Here is a 19,131-nt window from a genome sequence, read left to right as displayed (position 1 = left end):
CCAATTTTTGTTTATATTCTACAAGAACTATTATTAATATTCGTTATTAAAATGGATTAATTGGAATTTTTAATCAAAAAAAAAGGGTCACAGCATAAACTGTGACCCTTTTTCTAAAACTAGGAAAACTAAAATTATTTAGCTCTGATTCCTAATGTAGCTACTAATTCTACGAAAGAAGCATAATCTTTTGCTCTTAAGTATTTTAATAATCTTTTTCTTTTACCAACCATTTTTAATAGACCTAATCTTGATGAATGGTCTTTTTTGAAAACTTTTAAGTGTTCTGTTAATATTTTAATTTGCTCTGTTAATAATGCAATTTGAACTTCTGATGAACCAGTGTCACCCTCTTTTTTACCGAATTTTGCTACTAAAGCTGCTTTTACTTCCTGATCTAAAGCCATGTTGACCTCCTAATAGGTATATGTTATTCTCACTTAAGATAAAGTGGATGCGAATTTTAGTTAAAAATTGCTTTATATTTGTTTAAATAAGCTATCTTTTATTTATTTTTTTGCCATTATTTTTAAATATTCTTTGTACTCTAAATTCTCTAAATTTTCTGCTTTTTGCTCTACTTCTGCTCTTAACTCTTTTTTAAAGGCTTTTATTTTTTGTCTTATTTCTTTATATTTTACACCTAAAATTTCTGCTGCTAAAATTCCTGCATTTTTTGCTCCATTAATAGCAACCGTTGCAACTGGAATTCCTCCTGGCATTTGAACTATTGATAATAAAGAATCCATTCCTTCTAAAGATGCAGATTTTACAGGAACTCCAATAACTGGCAGTGGTGTAATTGATGCTACCATACCAGGTAAGTGAGCTGCACCTCCTGCTCCAGCGATTATAACTCTAATTCCTCTTTTTTCAGCCTCTTTTGAATACTTAAATAATCGCTCTGGCGTTCTATGTGCTGATACAACTGTAACTTCAAATTCGATTTCAAAAAATTCTAAAATTTTTGCGGCTTCTTGCATAATAGGAAGATCTGAATCACTCCCCATAATAATCCCAACTAATGGCTTTTTCATAATTTTACACTCCCTTTTACTTTTAAAATTTCTTTTGCTATTTGCGCTTTTTTTAATGCTTCTTCTAAACTCTCATCTAAAACTGTTATATGTCCCATTTTTCTAAATGGTGAAGTTTCTTTTTTACCATAAAAATGAAAAGATAATCCTGGAATTTCCAGTGCTTCATGAATTCCTTCAATAACAGGCTCACCGTTATATCCCTCTTCTCCAAGAAGATTAACCATAGCAGAAGGAGATATTAATTTTGTTGAACCTAATGGTAAGTTTGTAACTGCTCTAATTAATTGTTCAAATTGTGAAGTTAAGCATGATTCAATTGTATAGTGTCCTGAGTTATGAGGTCTTGGTGCTATTTCATTTACTAAGATTTTATTATCTTTTGTTAAAAATAATTCAACTCCAAAAATTCCTACACCATCTAAAGCTTCAATACATTTTATAGAAATATCTTCTATTTCTTTTCTAAGACTCTCTTCAATTCTTGCAGGTGCAATTACAATATCGCAGATATTAACTCTTTCATCAAAAAGCATTTCAACAACTGGATAACAAGAAATTTCACCTTCAATGTTTCTAGCAACCATTACAGCTATTTCTTTTTGAATATCAACTAACTCTTCAATAAAAGATTCAGCTTCAATAGCTTTTGATAAGTCATCTTTTGTTTTTAATAAAACAACACCTTTCCCATCATATCCACCTTTTCTAGCTTTTTGAATAACAGGAAAACCAAAACTCTCAAGGCAAGCTTTTGTATCAACTTTTTTATAAGCAGGTACTGGAATACCTTTTTTATCTAATAACTCTTTTTGTTTATATTTATCTTGAATTAGTTCTATTAAATATGGTGATGGATAAATATTTTTTCCCTCATCAAACATTTTTTTCAAAATGCTAGTATCAACATGCTCTAACTCAAAAGTTGTAACATCATTTTCATTTACTAATTGGGCTAGTTTCTCTGGATCATGAAAACCACCAATTATTTGTTTATCAGAAACTTGTGCAGCTGGGCAATTAAGTGTAGGATCTAGTATAGTTACATGAAATCCCATTTTTTTAGCTTTTTGAGCCATAATCTTACCTAATTGTCCACCTCCTATTATTCCTACTTTCATAGTAGAATAATTAAAAGTTTTATTCATATATAAATTTCTCCTCTAAAATATTTTGCATTAAAATTATAAAACCCATGAAACATCAGAAACAATACATCTTCCGCCATACTTTTTTATAAATCTTCTAATATCTTCAACGATATTCATTAGTTTATCTTCATCACATACTGTGAAAACATAATTATTTGAAAATACGTCAGTTATTTCATCTGCTGATTTTATTCCCGTTATACCTTTTCCTTCAACATCTCTTATTATTGTATAACCTGTAATTTCTTTTCTATCAAATAATTCAATTAATCTATTTAGATAAATTGATTCGATAATAATCTCTATTTTTTTCATATTTTTCATATTAACTCCATAAACTATTGATTACAAAGTAGTACAACGGTATTCCCAATGATATATTAAATGGAAAGGTAATTGCAAGACTTAGAGGTAGGTAAATACTTGGATTTGCTTCAGGAACAGATAGTCTCATGGCTGCAGGAACTGCAATATATGAAGCACTTCCACTTAAAAGTGCTAGTAAAAATGCATCTCCTTTTGATAAACCAAAGAAATATGCAAGCATCATTGCAATACTTGCATTAAATATAGGCATTAATATTGCAAAAAATATTAAAAAGGAACCTAGTTTTTTAAGTTCATATATTCTTTTTGCAGCAACAAGTCCCATATCAAGTAAGAAAAAAGCTAACATTCCTTTAAATAAAGCTCCAAATAATGGCTCCATTGAAGTCCAACCTTTGTCACCTGTTAAAATTCCTATTAACAAGGCTCCCATTAATAAAAATACTGAAGGATTTAAAAAAGCTTCTCTTAGTATTTCTTTCCAAGAGGTATGACTTGGCTCATTTTTAGCATTATCTTTTGTGCTATCTTTTTTAGAAAAAATTGCAACAAATACTAAAGCTATGATAATAGCAGGTGATTCCATAAGTGTCATGGCTGCTACCATATATCCACCATATTCAACACCTAAAGATTGTAAATAAGTAATTCCTGTTATAAAAGTAACAGCAGAAATTGAACCATAAGTTGCAGCAACTGCAATTGCATTATGGACATCAAGTTTTATTTTTAGAATGAAAAAACTATAAATAGGCACTATTATAGCCATAAATACAGCTAATAATAAAGCTTTCATAACATCAAGTGTTAAACCACTTTTAGATAATTCATATCCACCATGTAAACCAATAGCGATTAAAAGATAAAGGGAAAAGAATTTAGGTAGTGGTTGAGGAATAGATAAATCAGATTTTAAAAATACTGCCAGCATTCCTAAAAAAAAGAATAATATTGGCGGGTTAAGAATATTTTGCATTATTAAATCAACACTCATAACAATAACTCCTAATAAAAAATTAAATTATATTAAGTTAAAAGTCTTATATTATAATTTGCGAATGCTATCCAATAGAAAGTTAATGTTTTATTAATCTTAAGTAATAAGTCCATAACAAGGGAACTCATCCCCCTGTTTGATAAAATGCTCTTGATGAAACTTCATTATCATCTTGCACTGACCATTTGTTTTTCTCTGGTTTTCCAGCTAATACTTTTTTCAATATTGCAACCGCTTCATCTACGTTATTATTTTGAATAGCATCTTTTATACTCATTGCATCTTCAAAATATAAACAAGGTATTAAAAACCCTTCTGCTGTTAATCTAATTCGATTACAAGCAGCACAAAAATCATCTTTATGTGGTTCAATAATTCCAAATTGAAATCCATCTTCAAGCTCATAATATTGAGCAGGTGAGCTAGTATCCCTTGGGACTGCTTTAAAGTTTGGATATTTTTTAGCAACTAAGGCTTTTATTTCATCTGAATTTAATCCTTTTGCACCATCTTTTGCATGGTGGTTTTCCATAAATTCGATAAATCTAACAACATAACCTTTTTCTTTACAAAAATCTAAAACTTCTACAACATCAACGTCATTTATTCCTTTAATTGGAACACAGTTTATTTTGATTTTAAGACCAGCTGTATCTGCTGCTTGAATTCCTTCTAAAACTGTAGATAAAACATCTTTTTGAGCAATTTTAGCAGCAGTTGCAGGGTTTAAAGAATCTAATGAAATATTAATTCTTTTTAAACCTGCATCTTTTAATTTTTGAGCTGCTTTTGGTAGTAAAAATCCATTTGTAGTCAAAGCTAAATCAATATCATTTTTATAATCAAAAATCATTTTTACAAATACATCTAAACCTTCTCTTAAAAGAGGTTCACCACCTGTAATTCTAACTTTTTTTATACCTTCATCTATTGAAGCACTTATAAATTTAAATAAATCTTCATAAGAAAGTAAATTCTCTTTTGGTACCCATGAAAAAGGTTTTTCAGGCATACAATACTGGCATCTAAAATTACATCTTTCAGTAACTGAAACTCTTAAGTAATCGTGTTTTCTTCCAAATCCATCTATTAACATATTTTATTCCTATTTTTTATAGCTCTTAGAATAGTATAACCTAACTTAAAAAGGTAAAATTAATTTAACCTTTTCCAAGCATCTTCTAAATTATCTACACGAGATGCAAATACTAAATATAAGGCAATATTAAATTTTGCTAGTTTTAAAACCTCATCAGATGGATTTTTAACTATTTCTAAAGCTTCTTCTAAAGAGATATCTTCATAAGTTTTATCATATGTGATACCAAAATCATTTATTGAAAATGAAACTTCTGTAATTTCTCCATCTACTTCTTTCCAATACTTACCATTTCCAAAAACTTCAGGACTTCCCTCAGCTGCTTTTACTACTAAAACTTCTTTGTAGTATTCTTTAAACATTGTTAAATATTTTTTCACATATGGTTTATGAAAAGCCGTTGTAACACCATATTCACTTAATCCTGGATTTAAAAGTTTTTCAACAGTATTAAAAACTGTTCTTAATCCAAGCTCATGTCTAAGTGGTGTTAATAAACTTAACTCTTTCAAGTATTCTACCCTATCAAAATAGTGCACATATTGACCCACGTCAAGCGAGTCAAAAATTTCTTTTGTAGTTAGTCCATTTTTTGCAGGTTGAACTAAATCTCCTGAAATCACCAGATGTAAAGGTGTGATATCTTTATTTTTTTCATGGAAATTTTTTAAGATTTCTTCATAAAGTGGAAATAAAAATGGATTATTTACTCTTCCATCAAAAGAATATCCAAGTTCTAGTGAATTTTCTACTTTTGAGAATTTCATATATTTTTTTAAAGCTTTTACAGCTGCCGTTAATTCACCATCTGTTTCAAGTTTTGTTCGCCATCCAATTAAAAATGCCCCAATTTGCGCTTGTGTAACTCTATTTTCTAAAATAGCTTCAATTGCATCTATTACTTCAGATTCTTCTAATTCTCTATTACCCTTAGGCCCTGTTCCAACTGCTTTTATATATTTTTTAAAGCTCATTAATTTACCTTATTTCTATCGTTTAATTTATATTTCTACAAGCATAATATACAATTGCTTAAATAAAACAATTACTAAGGAGAGCCGTGTCTATTCAGCAAAGCATTAGAAAAATAAGTTTTTTTAATAATCTAAATGATGAACAAATTGATTTAATAGCATCAATTTCTAGTGAATCTACATACTCAAGTAATTCAATTTTATATTATGAAAGCGACGAGAACAACAATCTTTTATTCCTAGTTGATGGTCTAATAAAGATATATAAAATTGATAAGTTTGATAATGAAATCTTCTTATACCATATTTATAAAAACTCTATGATTAGTGAATTAACTTCTATAAAACAGAATGAAATTTACTGTTTTTCAAATGCAGAAATTATAGAAGATTCAACAATTTTATCAATAAATTTTGATAAATTCAAAGAACATTTTTTATCAAAAAATATTTTAACTATGGAATTGTTAGAAATTCTTTTAGAAAAAACTCATCAATTACAATGTATTGTTAATAGGGAATTAGTTTTTGATGCAACTGCAAAAGTTGCTTTTATGTTAAACCAAGATGTAGATATGTTTAATAAGTTAAAAAGACAAGAGGTATCATTTATGCTTCATATCCAACCGGAGACTCTTTCAAGAGTTTTAAAAAGATTAACAAGAAATGGTGTAATCCTAGTGGAAAATGGTGATGTAATAATTATCAATAAAGATGCGTTAATTTCGATTTTTAAAGGAGTTGGAGTATGAAAGAAAATACAATAAGCAATAAAATCAAATCAATAGGTATATTTTTCATTATTTTAATGATTAGTATTATTATTTCAACTATTTACTTAAATGAAAAAAATAAAAAAGATTCTCTTGTTATAAATATAGCTGGAAAGCAAAGAATGTTAACTCAAAAAATTGCTAAAAATATATTTTATCTTTATCATAATAATGAATCACAAAATGAACTAGATGAAGCTACTATTGAATTTATTTATAATCTTAACTCACTAAAAAATGGAAATGATTTAATAGGTGTGTTTAGTGCACCAAATGATGAAATTGCAAATCAAATTTCTAAAGTTGAAATATTATGGAATAATTTTTATTCAAATATAAGTAAATTTAAAGAGATTACTATTAAAAGAGATTTATCAAATGAAGATCTTTTAAAAAACACTGTTCATTCCATTTATAAAACAAATAATACCCTGTTAAATGAAGTTGATATTCTAGTATCTATGTATACAGTTTATAATGAAAAAAAGACTGACTATATAAGATCTATTCAATATTCATTTACTATTATTATCCTTCTTTTAATAATCTATAGTTTTTCTCAACTAAAAGCCATGGAAGCAAATGTAAAGAAATTCTTTGAATACTCAAAAAAACTTGCAGAGAATTCAGATAACCAAATCCTTGAACCTATAAAAATTGAAGCTGAAAAAGAAATAGAAGAAGCAACTGATACAATAAACTGTTTTATAAATAAAATAAACTCAGCAATGACGTACTCAACAAACGCAGTAGAACAATCAAAAAATGCTTCAATTAAACTTGAAGAGATAAATGATGAATTTAATACAATCATTCATGAATTGAATAATTCAGCTGAAGTATCAAGACAAATTGATAAAAGCGAAGGTATAGTTATTCAAACACAAGAAGACTTAATTAAAACCACTAAAAAACTACAAGATTTAAAAAATGAGCTTGATAAATTACTTAATTCTTGCAAACCTAAATAAGATTTTTCCTATTTAGGCTCCTATTTTCTAAATACTCTTTATACTTCTTTCAATATTGATATATATCATTTTTTTCTTCTAAGGTTTAGACTAAAATTTTTCCATAGTTCTAGTATGAACAAAAAAAGGAGAAAAAAATGGAACCTATCTTAATCATAAGACCTGAAATTGCCCTTGACGATTTCTTACCTATCTTTTTATCTTCATCTTTTGTTTTACTGTTTGGACTGTTTTATGTAGCTATTTATACGCTAGTAAAAATGGAAAGATTAAAAAAAGTGTATATGCCTTTTGCATACATTTTTTGGGCTTTACAAACATATTGTATGTATTTTGTTGCAGACAAAATTCAAAGTAATGATTTTACTATTAAAGCTTTAATGGTAACAATGGTGTGTTATTTGATTCTTCCACACTTATATTATTATTTGAATATAAGATCTGAGCAAAGATATGAACAATAAATTTTAGGAGGAACAGGTGTCAAAAAAAGTTGTTTCAGTATGGACTAGTATTCCATTTTGGAGAAGATCAGCTGCGTGGGTAACTGGTTTTGCTTCAATATTACTAATTTGGTTAACATTTGATTCAATGGATCAAATTAGTATGGGGACAGATGCAGATCTTAAGGCTGGTGTTACAAAAAGAGTACCAGGTCCAACGGTAATTAATTATAAAATTACTTACGAAATGGATACAAAAAGAGGTCATGAGGTGCCAGTTATTGGTGAAAAAGAGAAATTTTTTGGTAGAGATGATTGGACTGAAGAAGAAGCTGCAGAACTTCTACACTTAGGTAAATTAGGTTCTCAAGCTAAAAACTGTATGAATTGTCATACATTACTTGGAAATGGTGCTTATTATGCTCCAGATTTAACTAAATCTTGGTTAGATCCAGCATGGGGACCAAATGGTTCATATTTAGGAATGACTAATTCTGCTACGAAAGAAGAAGCTATGTCTAAATTTTTACAAAATCCATCACAATACCCAACACATCAAAGAATGATGCCAAATCTTGGTATTACAGAAAAAGAAGCTATGGGGCTTGTAGCATTTTTAAAACATATGTCATCAATTGATACAAATGGTTTCCCAAGAAACTTTGCAAGAATGTCAACAGATGGTGTAACAGGAGCAATTCATGGTAAATAATCTAAAATTTGAATCTCAAAAATTAGCGATTAACTATTTTACAGTTGCGGCTATTTTATTTGGTGCTCAGTTAGTAATGGGTCTTATTGCTGCTACTCAGTTTTTATATCCAAGTTTTCTTTTTGAAATCTTTGATTTCTCTGTAGCTAGAATGGTGCATATTAATGCTTTAGTTGTTTGGATGTTATATGCAATGATTGGTTCTGTTTACTATTTATTACCTGAAGAAACAGGTATTGAAACAGTTGGAATCAAATTAGCTAAATTAGCATTTTATGTTTTAACTGCTGCAGTTACTGTTGTTGTTTTAGTATATATTTTAGTTCAAATTGGGCCTGCAACTGAATCAACTATTTGGTTAATTAATGAAGGTAGAGAATATATTGAAGCTCCAAGATGGGCTGATATTGGTATTGTTGTTGTTGTTTTAGTATTTGTTTTCAATCTTTTTGCAACTGCAATGAAAGGTAAACAAACAGGTATTGTTACAGTATTAATGGCTGACGTTTTAGCACTTGCTGGTTTATATTTAGCAGGTATGTTCTGGACAGATAATATTTCTGTTGATCAATACTGGTGGTGGTGGGTAATTCACTTATGGGTTGAAGCTACATGGGAAGTATTTGTTGGTTGTTTATTATCTTATGGATTAATTAAAATCATTGGTGCTAGAAGAGAAGTAGTTGAAATGTGGCTATGGATTGAAGTTTCAATGTTATTTGGTTCTGGAATCTTAGGTCTTGGACATCACTATTTCTGGATTGGTACTCCTGAGTACTGGTGGGAAATTGGAGCATTATTCTCAGCACTTGAGCCTGTTCCTTTAATTGCTATGTTTGTTCACGTTGTTTATGACTGGGGAAAAGAAACTGGAATTAAAGAAGGTGAAGGTCATTCAGATGCAAAAGTTATGAATAACTCTCCTGCTTTTGCATGGTTTGTAACAAATGCTTTTGGTAACTTCCTGGGTGCTGGTGTTTGGGGATTCTTCCATACATTACCACAAGTTAATATTTATACACATGGTACGCAGTTTACGTCAGCACATGGTCACTTAGCATTCTTTGGGGCTTATGCAACAATTTTAATTGGTATGTTCTATATGGGTGTTCAAGGTAAAAATGGTATTAAAGTTATGAAAGCAACATTTGATTCTAAAATGGCAATTTTCTTAATCACATTTGGTGTTTTAGGTATGACTGTTTCTTTAACAATAGCTGGATATGGTCAAGTACTAGTTGAAAGAGCTCAAATGGGAGCAACTTGGGAAGCGTTCTTTGTATCTCAAGATATGGTATGGTTTGTTCAAGGTCTAGGATGGAGACTTGCAACTGGGATTATGACATTTGTTGGATTTATATATTTAGTTAAAGATTTATTAACTACTTCAAAAAATCCAATTCACGAAAAATAAGGAGAATATTATGTTTGAACCAATGACAGATTTGGTACCTAGTTTTTTTGCAACATTAAATCAAGGTCCATTAACATTAACTTTATTTCTTCACACGTTTATTGTACTTCCAATGTTTTGGATTTATAAACAAGAGAAAAAAAGATTAGAAGACGAACAAAAATAAGAATTAAGAGCTAAGGCTCTTGATTCAGGTAGGTAGGAATAAATAGCCAAACTGTGGTGTTTTAAAGAGACTATTTATAGGTAATAAGGTATGAATTTACATTAAAAAAAGGTAAGGGAGACATTATGAAATTAGGTAGAGTATTAAGTTTAACAGCGTGTTCAGTATTAGCGGCAAGTTCTTTATTTGCGGGAAGTTCAACTATGAATTTTCCAAACGTATATGAAAAAGAGTGTCAAGGTTGTCATGGTCCAATTCACCAAGGTGGAGTTGGTTCTGATTTAAGACCAGATGCATTAAAGAAAAAAGAAAGACATGTATTAAGAGATGCTATTATGAATGGTGTTCCAAATACAGCAATGCCTCAATGGCAACATATGTTCAGCAAAGATGATGCTGATGGTATGGTTGACTGGTTAATGGATTGGAAAGATAATACAAACTTTAAATTAAATTTAGAAGAAATCAAAGGTACTTGGACAAAACTAACAGATAGAGAAGAATTAGCTAAAAAATATCCAAATGCAGTTGATACAAAATCAGTACTTGATATTACATTTGCAACAGAAAGAGATGCATCTTTAGTTGACTTTATTGACTCAACTAACGGAAAAGTATTATCAAGACATAAAGCTGGATTTGCTGTTCACGTTACTGTTACAAATAAACAAAATCCAAGATATGCATACTCAATTTCAAGATCTGGAAGATTAACAATGTTTGATATTGCAGCTCCTGGTCAACCAGCAATTGCATCTGTTCAAGTTGGATTTGAATCAAGAGGACTTGCAGTTTCTCCAGATGGTAAATATGTAATTGCAGGAAACTATACTCCAGGTGGAGCAGTTTTATGTGATGCTATGACTTTAGAACCATTAAAAGCTTATGATACATCAGCTGTTATTAATATAGATGGACAAATTGAAGCATCAAGGGTTGCATCTTTAGCTGATACTCCTTATGGTCCTTATTTTGCTATGGCATTAAAAGATGCAGGTAGAGTATATTTAATTGATTATTCAAAACCAGGTTTCCCAATTGTAGGAGATGTTCCTAATATTGGTAAAGTTCTTCATGATGCATTCTTAAATGAAGATGAAGGTGAAGATTTTGGTAGATATTATATGATTGCTTCTCAAGGAAGTGACGTAATGGGTATCGTTGACTTTAAAGAGAAAAATTTAGCTGCAAAAGTTTATACAGGTGAAAAATCTAAACCGCATCCAGGTCAAGGATCTTCATGGTTTAACAAAAAAATGGGAAAACAATTACACGCAACTGTTTCTATGAACATTGGTTCTGTTGTAATTTGGGATTCAAATTGGGAAATTGTTAAAAAAGTTGAAACTTCAGGTGGTGGATTATTTGTTGGAACTGCACATGATACTCCATATATTTGGGCTGATACAGTTTTAGGATCTCCTGAAACTTATAATGAAGTTTACTTAATTAACAAAGAAACTTTAGAAACTGATAAAATCGTTAAAGTTGGTAAAACTGAAGGTCAGTTAATTGATGCTAAAACTAAAAAAGTATTACAAACTTGGGATGCAACACAATATAAAACTGTAACATTCCCTGAATCTAATCCAAAAATTGGAAAAGATAAAATTGTAGAATATACTGATAAAGTTGGTGAAAAAGTTGCAGAACCTGTTCAACCTAGACTTTTACACGCAGAGCCTGCAAATCACGGTAAATGGACTATGATTTCAGAGTGGACTACTGGAAGAATTGGTATTTATGAATCAGATAGTGGTAAATTTGTTAAATATATTAACAACTTAACAACTCCTACATTCACATACTCTGTTGAACACAGACAACATATTCCTGGTGCTTAATTAGGAAAAATTAAATACCCATCTATTTAAGATGGGTATTTTTTATCTTATGTATAAAATAATCTTAATTTTAATCTTACTTCTTTCAAACCTATTTTCAAACAATATACAAAATAATATTTCATGGTACAGCTCTTACGATAAAGCCCTAGAAATTGCTCAAAAAGAAAAAAAGAATATGATGCTTTTTATAGCTTCAAGTAAAGATAAAAACTCAAATGAAATATTAAGAAAGCACTTCCAAAATCAAGATTATATAAACTATTTAAATACAAACTTTATAAGTGTTTTAATAACTGTAGAACACAAAACTTCATATCCAATAGAGCTATTTTATACAACAAATTTTCCAAGTATATTTTTTGCATCATATAAGGATGAGTCATTTTTAACCCACCCTATTTATGATTTTAAATCAAAAGAAGAGTTTATAGATATTTTAAAATCTATAAATATTAAATAAAGTATAAACCAGCACCCACTATAAGTGCTAAAAGTATTGTAATTGAGACAGTTAAAATATTATACATTTTATCTGTAATTGTCATTTTTATTTCTAGAAATTCCACAATTTTAATAGCTGGATAAATCATAAAAACCAAAAGAACACTTGCAAATACTAAAGACATAACAATTTCCATTTTTAAATCCTATAATTCTTTTTCTAATTCAAATTGTTCCCACAAAGAAGTAGCTTTTTCATTTCCATTATCTTTAGCTTTTTTAATATACATAGCAGCTTTTTTCATATCTTTTGGAACACCTTGCGCAGAAATATACATAAACCCTAAGTTTATTAATGCATCTTCATTTCCCAAACTTGCAGATTTTTCATACCATGAAATAGCTTCTTTATTATTAATACCAACACCAAGTCCTACTGTATACATATATCCTAAATTATAAGCTGCTTGTGAGTTATCTAAAAGTGCAGCTTCTGTAAATAAAGCAAAAGCTTTTTTATAATCTTTAGTTACACCAAAGCCATTCATATAATTACTTCCTAATTGAGTCATGGCATAAGGATTTTTCCCATCACTTGCTTTTTGTAACCATAATATTGATTGTTTTATATCTTTTTCTACCCCATCCCCATTATTATACATAATTGATATATTATGGGCAGCTTGTGAGTTTCCTGTATTTGCACTTTTTAGAAAATATTCATAGGCTTGTTTATACTCTTTATTTTTATAAGCATCTAAACCAACATCATAATCACTTCCAAATAATAAGCTAACCCATGCCATTGAAAATAAAAATTTTTTCATCATTTTTCCTTTGTAAATATATCTTTAATTTTACCCATTTTTATTCAAAATTTATTGATACCTATCAAGCCTTTACTTCCCCCTTTATGTTAAGATTTACCTATATTAAAAAAAGGAGTACAAATTGAGTATTAGATTTATTTTACCTCTTGTACTAATATTTTTTCTCAATTCTTTAAATGCTTCAACAGAAGATGGAGAAAAAGTGTTTAAACAATATTGTTGGGGATGTCATCATCAAACCTCTGTTGCCTTTGGGCCTTCTTTTGAAGAGATTGCAAACAGAAGAACAGTTGCAGAAATTCAAGGGCATATAATAGCTCCCAAATCTATGTACAAACAATTAGGTCATAAAAGATCTGTAATGCCAAGTTTTAAAGATGAACTTTCACAAGAGCAACTTGATGCAATTACAAATTTCATAATGTCATTCAAATCAAAAAAGGATTAAAGAAATGTTTCGATTATCAAACTTAATTAAAACAACTCTTGAAGATCAAAAATCAAGAACATTAAATGGTTCAATAATGATTTGGAATTTTACAAATAGATGTAATCTTCTTTGTCACCATTGTTATAGCAAAGCTGATGCAAATGAAAAAGATACTTTAACTTTTGAAGAAATTGAACAAACTATTTCAAAATTAAAAGCAGGCGGAGTTAATTTTGTAATATTTTCAGGGGGTGAACCACTTTTAAGAAAAGATATTTTTGATATTGCAAGGGTTATGAAAGAACATAATATCATGACATATTTATCTACAAATGGAATTTATGTAAGTCCTAAAAACGTAGATCAAATAATAAGCACTTTTAATTATATTGGAATTTCAATCGACGGAATTGAGGAAGTACATGATCAATTTAGAGGTCAAAAAGGTGCTTATAAAAAATCAATTGAAGCCATTAAACTAATTCAAGCTCATGGTGGAAATGCTGGAATTAGATTTACAATCACAAAAGAAACACAAGATAGTTTTTATGCCATGTTTGATTTATGTGAAGAGTTAAATGTTGATAAACTTTACATTTCTCACCTTGTTTATTCAGGTCGAGGAAAAGATAACCTAGAAATAGATATTTCAAAAGAGCAAAGAAAGCAGTATGTTGAATTTATCATTGATAAAGCTTTTGAATATTATAAAAATGGCAATAACATTGATTTGGTAACTGGAAATATGGAAATGGATGCAATCATGCTTCTAAATAGATTTAAAAAAGAGTATCCAGAATTTGTAGAAACTTTAGAGAAAAAACTAAAAGCTTGGGGTGGAAATTCAGCTGGTTATAGACTTGGAAATATGGATTGGGCTGGAAATGTAAAACCTGACCCATTTTTTCCTTTTATTGTTGGAAACTATTTACAAACACCTTTTGATGAAGTTTGGACTTCTACTAAAAATGATATTTTAAATAAATTAAGAGAACATCCACGACAAATTAAAGGAAAATGTGCCCAATGTAAATATATAGAAATTTGCAATGGTGGCTCACGCTCACGTGCCTTTGCAATTAGTGGTGATTTATGGGAAGAAGATCCATCATGTTATTTAACAAACGAAGAAATTAGGAGAGAAAAATGAAACTATTAAATATATTATTAATTGCATCAATTGCAATGAGTTCTGCTTGGGCTAAAGAGAAGTTTTTTGTTGTGGAGAGAGAAAGTGAATCATTAGCTACTATTTATGACGGTTTAAAAAGAACCAATATAGAAGGTATGCACAATATGAACCATGGTGTTGTGAAGTTTGATGGAAAAGATGGATATGTTATTTCAAGGGATGGTTATGTTGTAAAATTTGATCCTATTTCTGAAAAAATATTAGCAGAATACAAAACTTCAAAATCAGCAATTGGTTTTGTAATTGGAGCAAATTATGTTGCAGTTGCAAATTATGATGATAAAAGTGTAGATATATTAGATAGAGATTTAAAACCAATAGATAAAATAGAAACTAACTCAAAAAACGTAGGGATTAAAATATATACAGACTACCTTATATTTTCACAGATGGATAATGATATAATCTCTGTTTTCAAAGATATGAACGCAGGAAAAGGCAATCCAAACTTTAAATTACATAAAGAATTTAAAGATGTAGGTGAACTTCCTTTTGATGCAATGATAAAAGATGAGAAATATATAGTTGGATTTTTTACTTCAAAATTCTTCGGAGTTGTTGATTTAGAAAAAATGGAATACAAAAAAGTTGATGTTTTCTTAGATGAAAATAGACAAATGGTTTTAAAAGTTCCACATTTCGGATTTTGGTCAATTGGTGGAGATAAAATATTTGTTCCCGCAGTTGGAGACAATAAAGTTTTAGTTTATGATAATGATTTTAAATTTGTAAAAAACATACAAACTCAAGGTCTTCCAGTATTTACAAGTTTAAGTCCTGATAAAAAATATTTAGCAGTTACTTACTCTGGAAAAGACTTTCCAACAATTCAAATTGTTGATACACAAACTTTAGAAATTATACATACATTTAATTTTGATGGAAAAGTTTTACATGTAAGATGGTCTGAGACTTCACCTCAGCTTTATGTTTCTGTAAATGATACTAACAAAATAGCAGTTATACACACAGAAGAATGGTTTTTAAATAGAGAAATATTTAATGTTAAAAAACCTTCAGGAATATTTTTATATGAGGATGGAAAGTAATTATGGCAAAAGTATATTTAACAGGAGCTGGTCCTGGAGATATTGAATTAATGACGCTAAAAGCAGCACGAGTTGTAAAAGAAGCTGATGTATTAATATATGATAGATTAGCAAATCCAGATATTTTAAATATGGCAAAAGAAAATTGTGAAATGATTTATGTGGGGAAACAAGATGGTAAACACTCAGTTCCTCAAGATGAAATAAATGAAATCATTTACCAAGCAGCACTAAAGTACGAAAATGTAGTAAGACTAAAAGGTGGTGATCCTTTTGTCTTTGGACGAGGTGGAGAAGAAGCTATTTATCTTTATGATAGAGATATTAAATTTGAAATAATTCCAGGGATTAGCTCTGCTATATCAGTACCTGCATATGCAGGAATTCCAGTGACTCATAGGGGGATTACAACTTCATTTAGAGTAGTAACTGGACATGAAACACCAAAAAAGAAAATCTCTCAAATAGAATGGCAAACTTTTTTAAACGATGAGACAATAGTATTTTTAATGGGATTCCATAATATCAAACTTATAACTAGAAAACTAATGAACTTAGGGAAAAGAAGAGATTATCCATGTGCTGTAATTTCAAAAGGAAGTACTCCTGAGCAAGAAGTTGTTGTAGGAACTTTAGAAACTATCGTTGAACTTTCAAAAGATATGCCAACACCTGCTATTATAGTTGTAGGGGAAGTTGTGACATTAAGAGATAAAGTTAAGTGGTTTAAATAACACTCAAATATCCTTATAAGATATGACTTTTATGCATATCGTAGTAGAATATGTAATAATATTTATATTTTGTAAAGGATAAGAAATAGTGATTGAAAATATACCAAAAATAGAACCTTCAGACGAGAAATTTAGAATACTTTTTGAGCTATCTCCTTTAGGAATGGCCATGATAGAGCATAAAACAGGTAAATTTCTTGAAGTTAATCAATCACTATTAAACTCATTAAACTACTCAAAAGAAGAATTCCTCTCACTTAGTTTTTACGATATTACTCCAAATGAATATGAAGAACAAGAGAAACAACAAATAAAAGATTTAGAAAGCACAGGGAAATTTGGTCCAAATGAAAAAGAATATATTAAAAAAGATGGGACAAGATATCCTATAATAATTAGTGGATTTTCTTTTACAGATAGCAATAATAAAAAAGTTGTTTGGGGTATTATTGAAGATATTACAGAAAAAAAGCAATATGAAATTATCTATAATGATAACAAAAATTTATTAGAATATATAGCTATTGAAAACTCATTACAAAAAGTATTAGATAAAATTGTAAATCTAGTTGAAAAAAGAAATCCTGAAATAACTTGTTCTATTTTACTTTTAGATGAAACAAAACAACACTTACTTACAGGCTCTGCTCCTTCTTTACCAAAATTTTATAATGATGCTGTTAATGGTTTAAAAATTGGTGAGAAAATTGGGTCTTGTGCAAGTGCAGCTTACAAAAAAGAAAGAGTAATTGTAGAAAATATAAATACACATGAAAACTGGCAAGATTATTTAGATTTGACTCAAAAAGCAAATTTACATGCTTGTTGGTCTCAACCAATTATTTCTTCACAAAATGAAGTACTAGGAACCTTCGCTATTTATAATAATGTAGTCAAAGCACCTAATACATTTATGTTAAATTTAATTGAAACCTATGCTAATGTTGTGGCAAAAGCCATCGAGAAAAATAGATACTCAGAAATTATTCAAAAAAATACAAAAGAATTAGAAGAAAAAACTCTCTTATTAGAAAACATTCTAAATACAATACCTGATATAGTTTGGTTAAAAGATAAAAATGGAATCTATTTAAGATGTAATTCTGAATTTGAAAAATTTGTTAATAAAAAAGAATCTGAAATTATTGGGAAAACAGATTATGATTTTGTAGATAAAGAAACAGCAGATCAATTTATTATAAACGATAAAATTGCCATGGAAACAAAAAAAATTGTTAGAACAGAAGAGTCAATAAGTGATAAAACAACTAATAAAAAATTTATTTTTGACACAGCAAAAATTTCAATGGAAAATCTTGATGGTGAAATAATAGGAATACTTGGGATTGGACATGATATAACACTAAGAGAAAAAAAAGAAGAAGAGTTAAAGAAATTAAATGAACTAACATTATCATTAACAAAATCACAACAAGTTCTATTATCTCTTTTTGATAAGGGAGATTCTACCTTATTTAAATGGAAAAATGGGAAAGACTGGCCAATTGAATATGTTTCATTAAGTATAGAAAAACTTTTTGATTATTCAAGAAACGAATTTATCACAGCAAATATTCCCTTTATTGATTATATTTATAAAGATGATATTCCAAGAGTTTTATATGAAGTTGAAACAGCAATAAAAGAGAATAAAAGCTATTTTAAACATGAACCATATAGAATAATTACAAAAAACAAACAATTAAAATGGGTTCTTGATTACACTGCCATTCAAAAAAATGACCAAGGAGAGATAACTCATTTTATAGGTAATCTAACAGATATTTCAGATCAAATACATAATCAAGAACTACTATATCATCAATCAAAAATTGCATCACTTGGAGAAATGTTAGGAAATATTGCCCATCAATGGAGACAGCCTTTATCTATAATTTCAACTATTGCAACTGGTGCAAAATTAAAAAAAGAATTAAATATACTAGATGATAAAGAATTTATTGATAATATGGAAAAAATAAACAATCATACTCAATATTTATCTTCAACTATTGATGATTTTAGAGATTTCTTTTCCTCTAATGATTATATAAAGAATAAAATAAATTTAAAAGATAGTTTAAAAAAAGCTTTTTCTTTAGTAAAAGATGCTTACAAAAGTTCAAATATAAAAATAATTCAAAATTTAGATGAAGATACCTCTTTACTTTACAATGAAAATATTTTTATCCAAGCAATAATAAATATTTTAAATAATGCAAAAGATGCTCTAAATAAACTTGAAAATAAATCTTTGGATAAGTATGTTTTTATTTCTTTAAAAAAAGAAAAAGATTTTTATATTATAAAAATAAAAGATAATGCAAATGGCGTAAATGAAGAATACATCGATAAAATATTTGAACCTTACTTTACAACAAAACATAAAGAGCAAGGTACAGGAATTGGTTTATATATGAGTAATCAAATAATTACTAAACATCTAAAATCAGAAATTACTGTTCAAAATGTAAAATATACTTATTTAAAAAAAGAGTATAAAGGGGCAGAATTTTGTATAATAATCCCCTATACTTTGTAATA

The 19,131-nt window shown here is 28.8% G+C and carries 22 protein-coding genes; 13 read left to right on the top strand and 9 right to left on the bottom strand.

Annotated features, from left to right (window positions below):
• Positions 1-134: 134 nt before the first annotated feature.
• The 7 genes from rpsO to AACT_RS02855 all read right to left on the bottom strand — a co-directional run bounded on the left by rpsO (position 135) and on the right by AACT_RS02855 (position 5,585).
• Positions 135-407, bottom strand: coding sequence for a 30S ribosomal protein S15 (gene rpsO / locus AACT_RS02885; RefSeq protein WP_172124808.1), 273 nt, complete (start codon positions 405-407; stop codon positions 135-137).
• Positions 408-509: 102 nt separating this feature from the next.
• Complete coding sequence (gene purE / locus AACT_RS02880; RefSeq protein WP_172124807.1) at positions 510-1,037, bottom strand: 5-(carboxyamino)imidazole ribonucleotide mutase; 528 nt, start codon at positions 1,035-1,037, stop codon at positions 510-512.
• Complete coding sequence (locus AACT_RS02875) at positions 1,034-2,185, bottom strand: 5-(carboxyamino)imidazole ribonucleotide synthase (RefSeq protein WP_172124806.1); 1,152 nt, start codon at positions 2,183-2,185, stop codon at positions 1,034-1,036. Before AACT_RS02875 ends, purE begins: the two co-directional genes overlap by 4 nt.
• Before the next feature lie 36 nt (positions 2,186-2,221).
• The gene (locus AACT_RS02870; RefSeq protein ID WP_172124805.1) at positions 2,222-2,512 is read right to left on the bottom strand and encodes a P-II family nitrogen regulator; all 291 of its coding nucleotides are present in this window, start codon (positions 2,510-2,512) and stop codon (positions 2,222-2,224) included.
• 1 nt (position 2,513) lies between these two features.
• Positions 2,514-3,509, bottom strand: a complete 996-nt coding sequence (locus tag AACT_RS02865) for a sodium-dependent bicarbonate transport family permease (RefSeq protein WP_172124804.1) — start codon at positions 3,507-3,509, stop codon at positions 2,514-2,516.
• A gap of 127 nt (positions 3,510-3,636) precedes the next feature.
• Positions 3,637-4,608, bottom strand: coding sequence for a GTP 3',8-cyclase MoaA (moaA, locus tag AACT_RS02860; protein ID WP_172124803.1), 972 nt, complete (start codon positions 4,606-4,608; stop codon positions 3,637-3,639).
• A 59-nt stretch (positions 4,609-4,667) separates the two neighbouring features.
• Positions 4,668-5,585, bottom strand: coding sequence for a glycosyl transferase (locus AACT_RS02855; RefSeq protein WP_172124802.1), 918 nt, complete (start codon positions 5,583-5,585; stop codon positions 4,668-4,670).
• Between the two features lie 86 nt (positions 5,586-5,671).
• On the opposite strand from AACT_RS02855, the gene AACT_RS02850 reads away from it, so the two are divergent.
• The 8 genes from AACT_RS02850 to AACT_RS02815 all read left to right on the top strand — a co-directional run bounded on the left by AACT_RS02850 (position 5,672) and on the right by AACT_RS02815 (position 12,371).
• Positions 5,672-6,337 carry a Crp/Fnr family transcriptional regulator gene (locus AACT_RS02850; protein ID WP_172124800.1) on the top strand — a complete coding sequence of 222 codons (666 nt, stop codon included), beginning with the start codon at positions 5,672-5,674 and terminating at the stop codon, positions 6,335-6,337.
• Positions 6,334-7,329 carry a type IV pili methyl-accepting chemotaxis transducer N-terminal domain-containing protein gene (locus AACT_RS02845; protein ID WP_172124798.1) on the top strand — a complete coding sequence of 332 codons (996 nt, stop codon included), beginning with the start codon at positions 6,334-6,336 and terminating at the stop codon, positions 7,327-7,329. Before AACT_RS02850 ends, AACT_RS02845 begins: the two co-directional genes overlap by 4 nt.
• 137 nt (positions 7,330-7,466) lie before the next feature.
• Positions 7,467-7,793 carry a hypothetical protein gene (locus AACT_RS02840; RefSeq protein WP_172124796.1) on the top strand — a complete coding sequence of 109 codons (327 nt, stop codon included), beginning with the start codon at positions 7,467-7,469 and terminating at the stop codon, positions 7,791-7,793.
• Positions 7,794-7,809: 16 nt separating this feature from the next.
• Positions 7,810-8,484, top strand: coding sequence for a c-type cytochrome (locus AACT_RS02835; RefSeq protein WP_172124794.1), 675 nt, complete (start codon positions 7,810-7,812; stop codon positions 8,482-8,484).
• Entirely contained in the window at positions 8,474-9,898 is a 1,425-nt protein-coding gene (locus AACT_RS02830) for a cbb3-type cytochrome c oxidase subunit I (protein ID WP_172124792.1), read from the top strand. The genes AACT_RS02835 and AACT_RS02830 overlap by 11 nt, the downstream gene beginning before the upstream one ends.
• 10 nt (positions 9,899-9,908) lie before the next feature.
• Positions 9,909-10,064: a hypothetical protein gene (locus AACT_RS02825; protein ID WP_172124790.1), complete on the top strand. Its 156-nt coding sequence runs from the start codon at positions 9,909-9,911 to the stop codon at positions 10,062-10,064.
• Positions 10,065-10,189: 125 nt separating this feature from the next.
• Complete coding sequence (locus AACT_RS02820; RefSeq protein ID WP_172124788.1) at positions 10,190-11,908, top strand: nitrite reductase; 1,719 nt, start codon at positions 10,190-10,192, stop codon at positions 11,906-11,908.
• A gap of 49 nt (positions 11,909-11,957) precedes the next feature.
• Complete coding sequence (locus AACT_RS02815) at positions 11,958-12,371, top strand: DUF255 domain-containing protein (protein WP_172124786.1); 414 nt, start codon at positions 11,958-11,960, stop codon at positions 12,369-12,371.
• On the opposite strand, the gene AACT_RS02810 is transcribed toward AACT_RS02815, so the two are convergent.
• Both AACT_RS02810 and AACT_RS02805 read right to left on the bottom strand, forming a co-directional pair.
• Complete coding sequence (locus tag AACT_RS02810) at positions 12,364-12,549, bottom strand: hypothetical protein (RefSeq protein WP_172124784.1); 186 nt, start codon at positions 12,547-12,549, stop codon at positions 12,364-12,366. The genes AACT_RS02815 and AACT_RS02810 overlap by 8 nt on opposite strands.
• A 9-nt stretch (positions 12,550-12,558) precedes the next feature.
• Positions 12,559-13,179 carry a tetratricopeptide repeat protein gene (locus tag AACT_RS02805; RefSeq protein ID WP_172124782.1) on the bottom strand — a complete coding sequence of 207 codons (621 nt, stop codon included), beginning with the start codon at positions 13,177-13,179 and terminating at the stop codon, positions 12,559-12,561.
• A 124-nt stretch (positions 13,180-13,303) separates the two neighbouring features.
• On the opposite strand from AACT_RS02805, the gene AACT_RS02800 reads away from it, so the two are divergent.
• From AACT_RS02800 to AACT_RS02780, 5 genes are all read left to right on the top strand, one after another.
• Positions 13,304-13,630 carry a c-type cytochrome gene (locus AACT_RS02800; RefSeq protein ID WP_228720523.1) on the top strand — a complete coding sequence of 109 codons (327 nt, stop codon included), beginning with the start codon at positions 13,304-13,306 and terminating at the stop codon, positions 13,628-13,630.
• A 4-nt stretch (positions 13,631-13,634) separates the two neighbouring features.
• Positions 13,635-14,762 (top strand): radical SAM/SPASM domain-containing protein, encoded by a 1,128-nt coding sequence (locus tag AACT_RS02795; RefSeq protein WP_172124780.1) that lies wholly within the window; start codon positions 13,635-13,637, stop codon positions 14,760-14,762.
• The gene (locus tag AACT_RS02790) at positions 14,759-15,853 is read left to right on the top strand and encodes a cytochrome D1 domain-containing protein (protein WP_172124778.1); all 1,095 of its coding nucleotides are present in this window, start codon (positions 14,759-14,761) and stop codon (positions 15,851-15,853) included. The genes AACT_RS02795 and AACT_RS02790 overlap by 4 nt, the downstream gene beginning before the upstream one ends.
• A gap of 2 nt (positions 15,854-15,855) precedes the next feature.
• Entirely contained in the window at positions 15,856-16,587 is a 732-nt protein-coding gene (cobA, locus tag AACT_RS02785; RefSeq protein WP_172124776.1) for a uroporphyrinogen-III C-methyltransferase, read from the top strand.
• An 88-nt stretch (positions 16,588-16,675) separates the two neighbouring features.
• Positions 16,676-19,129, top strand: a complete 2,454-nt coding sequence (locus AACT_RS02780) for a PAS domain S-box protein (protein ID WP_172124774.1) — start codon at positions 16,676-16,678, stop codon at positions 19,127-19,129.
• The last annotated feature ends 2 nt before the right edge of the window (positions 19,130-19,131 follow it).

It is taken from the genome of Arcobacter acticola, assembly GCF_013177675.1.
In the GTDB taxonomy this organism is placed as follows: domain Bacteria; phylum Campylobacterota; class Campylobacteria; order Campylobacterales; family Arcobacteraceae; genus Aliarcobacter; species Aliarcobacter acticola.
Note: the sequence above shows the minus strand (reverse complement) of the source record. Positions and strands in the feature narration are given on the sequence as shown.

Coding starts and splice junctions, on each gene's coding strand:
- rpsO (WP_172124808.1), bottom strand. CDS start 407: ATGGCTTTAGATCAGGAAGTAAAAGCAGCTTTAGTAGCAAAATTCGGT.
- purE (WP_172124807.1), bottom strand. CDS start 1,037: ATGAAAAAGCCATTAGTTGGGATTATTATGGGGAGTGATTCAGATCTT.
- AACT_RS02875 (WP_172124806.1), bottom strand. CDS start 2,185: ATGAATAAAACTTTTAATTATTCTACTATGAAAGTAGGAATAATAGGA.
- AACT_RS02870 (WP_172124805.1), bottom strand. CDS start 2,512: ATGAAAAATATGAAAAAAATAGAGATTATTATCGAATCAATTTATCTA.
- AACT_RS02865 (WP_172124804.1), bottom strand. CDS start 3,509: ATGAGTGTTGATTTAATAATGCAAAATATTCTTAACCCGCCAATATTA.
- moaA (WP_172124803.1), bottom strand. CDS start 4,608: ATGTTAATAGATGGATTTGGAAGAAAACACGATTACTTAAGAGTTTCA.
- AACT_RS02855 (WP_172124802.1), bottom strand. CDS start 5,585: ATGAGCTTTAAAAAATATATAAAAGCAGTTGGAACAGGGCCTAAGGGT.
- AACT_RS02845 (WP_172124798.1), top strand. CDS start 6,334: ATGAAAGAAAATACAATAAGCAATAAAATCAAATCAATAGGTATATTT.
- AACT_RS02840 (WP_172124796.1), top strand. CDS start 7,467: ATGGAACCTATCTTAATCATAAGACCTGAAATTGCCCTTGACGATTTC.
- AACT_RS02830 (WP_172124792.1), top strand. CDS start 8,474: ATGGTAAATAATCTAAAATTTGAATCTCAAAAATTAGCGATTAACTAT.
- AACT_RS02825 (WP_172124790.1), top strand. CDS start 9,909: ATGTTTGAACCAATGACAGATTTGGTACCTAGTTTTTTTGCAACATTA.
- AACT_RS02820 (WP_172124788.1), top strand. CDS start 10,190: ATGAAATTAGGTAGAGTATTAAGTTTAACAGCGTGTTCAGTATTAGCG.
- AACT_RS02815 (WP_172124786.1), top strand. CDS start 11,958: ATGTATAAAATAATCTTAATTTTAATCTTACTTCTTTCAAACCTATTT.
- AACT_RS02810 (WP_172124784.1), bottom strand. CDS start 12,549: ATGGAAATTGTTATGTCTTTAGTATTTGCAAGTGTTCTTTTGGTTTTT.
- AACT_RS02805 (WP_172124782.1), bottom strand. CDS start 13,179: ATGAAAAAATTTTTATTTTCAATGGCATGGGTTAGCTTATTATTTGGA.
- AACT_RS02795 (WP_172124780.1), top strand. CDS start 13,635: ATGTTTCGATTATCAAACTTAATTAAAACAACTCTTGAAGATCAAAAA.
- AACT_RS02790 (WP_172124778.1), top strand. CDS start 14,759: ATGAAACTATTAAATATATTATTAATTGCATCAATTGCAATGAGTTCT.
- cobA (WP_172124776.1), top strand. CDS start 15,856: ATGGCAAAAGTATATTTAACAGGAGCTGGTCCTGGAGATATTGAATTA.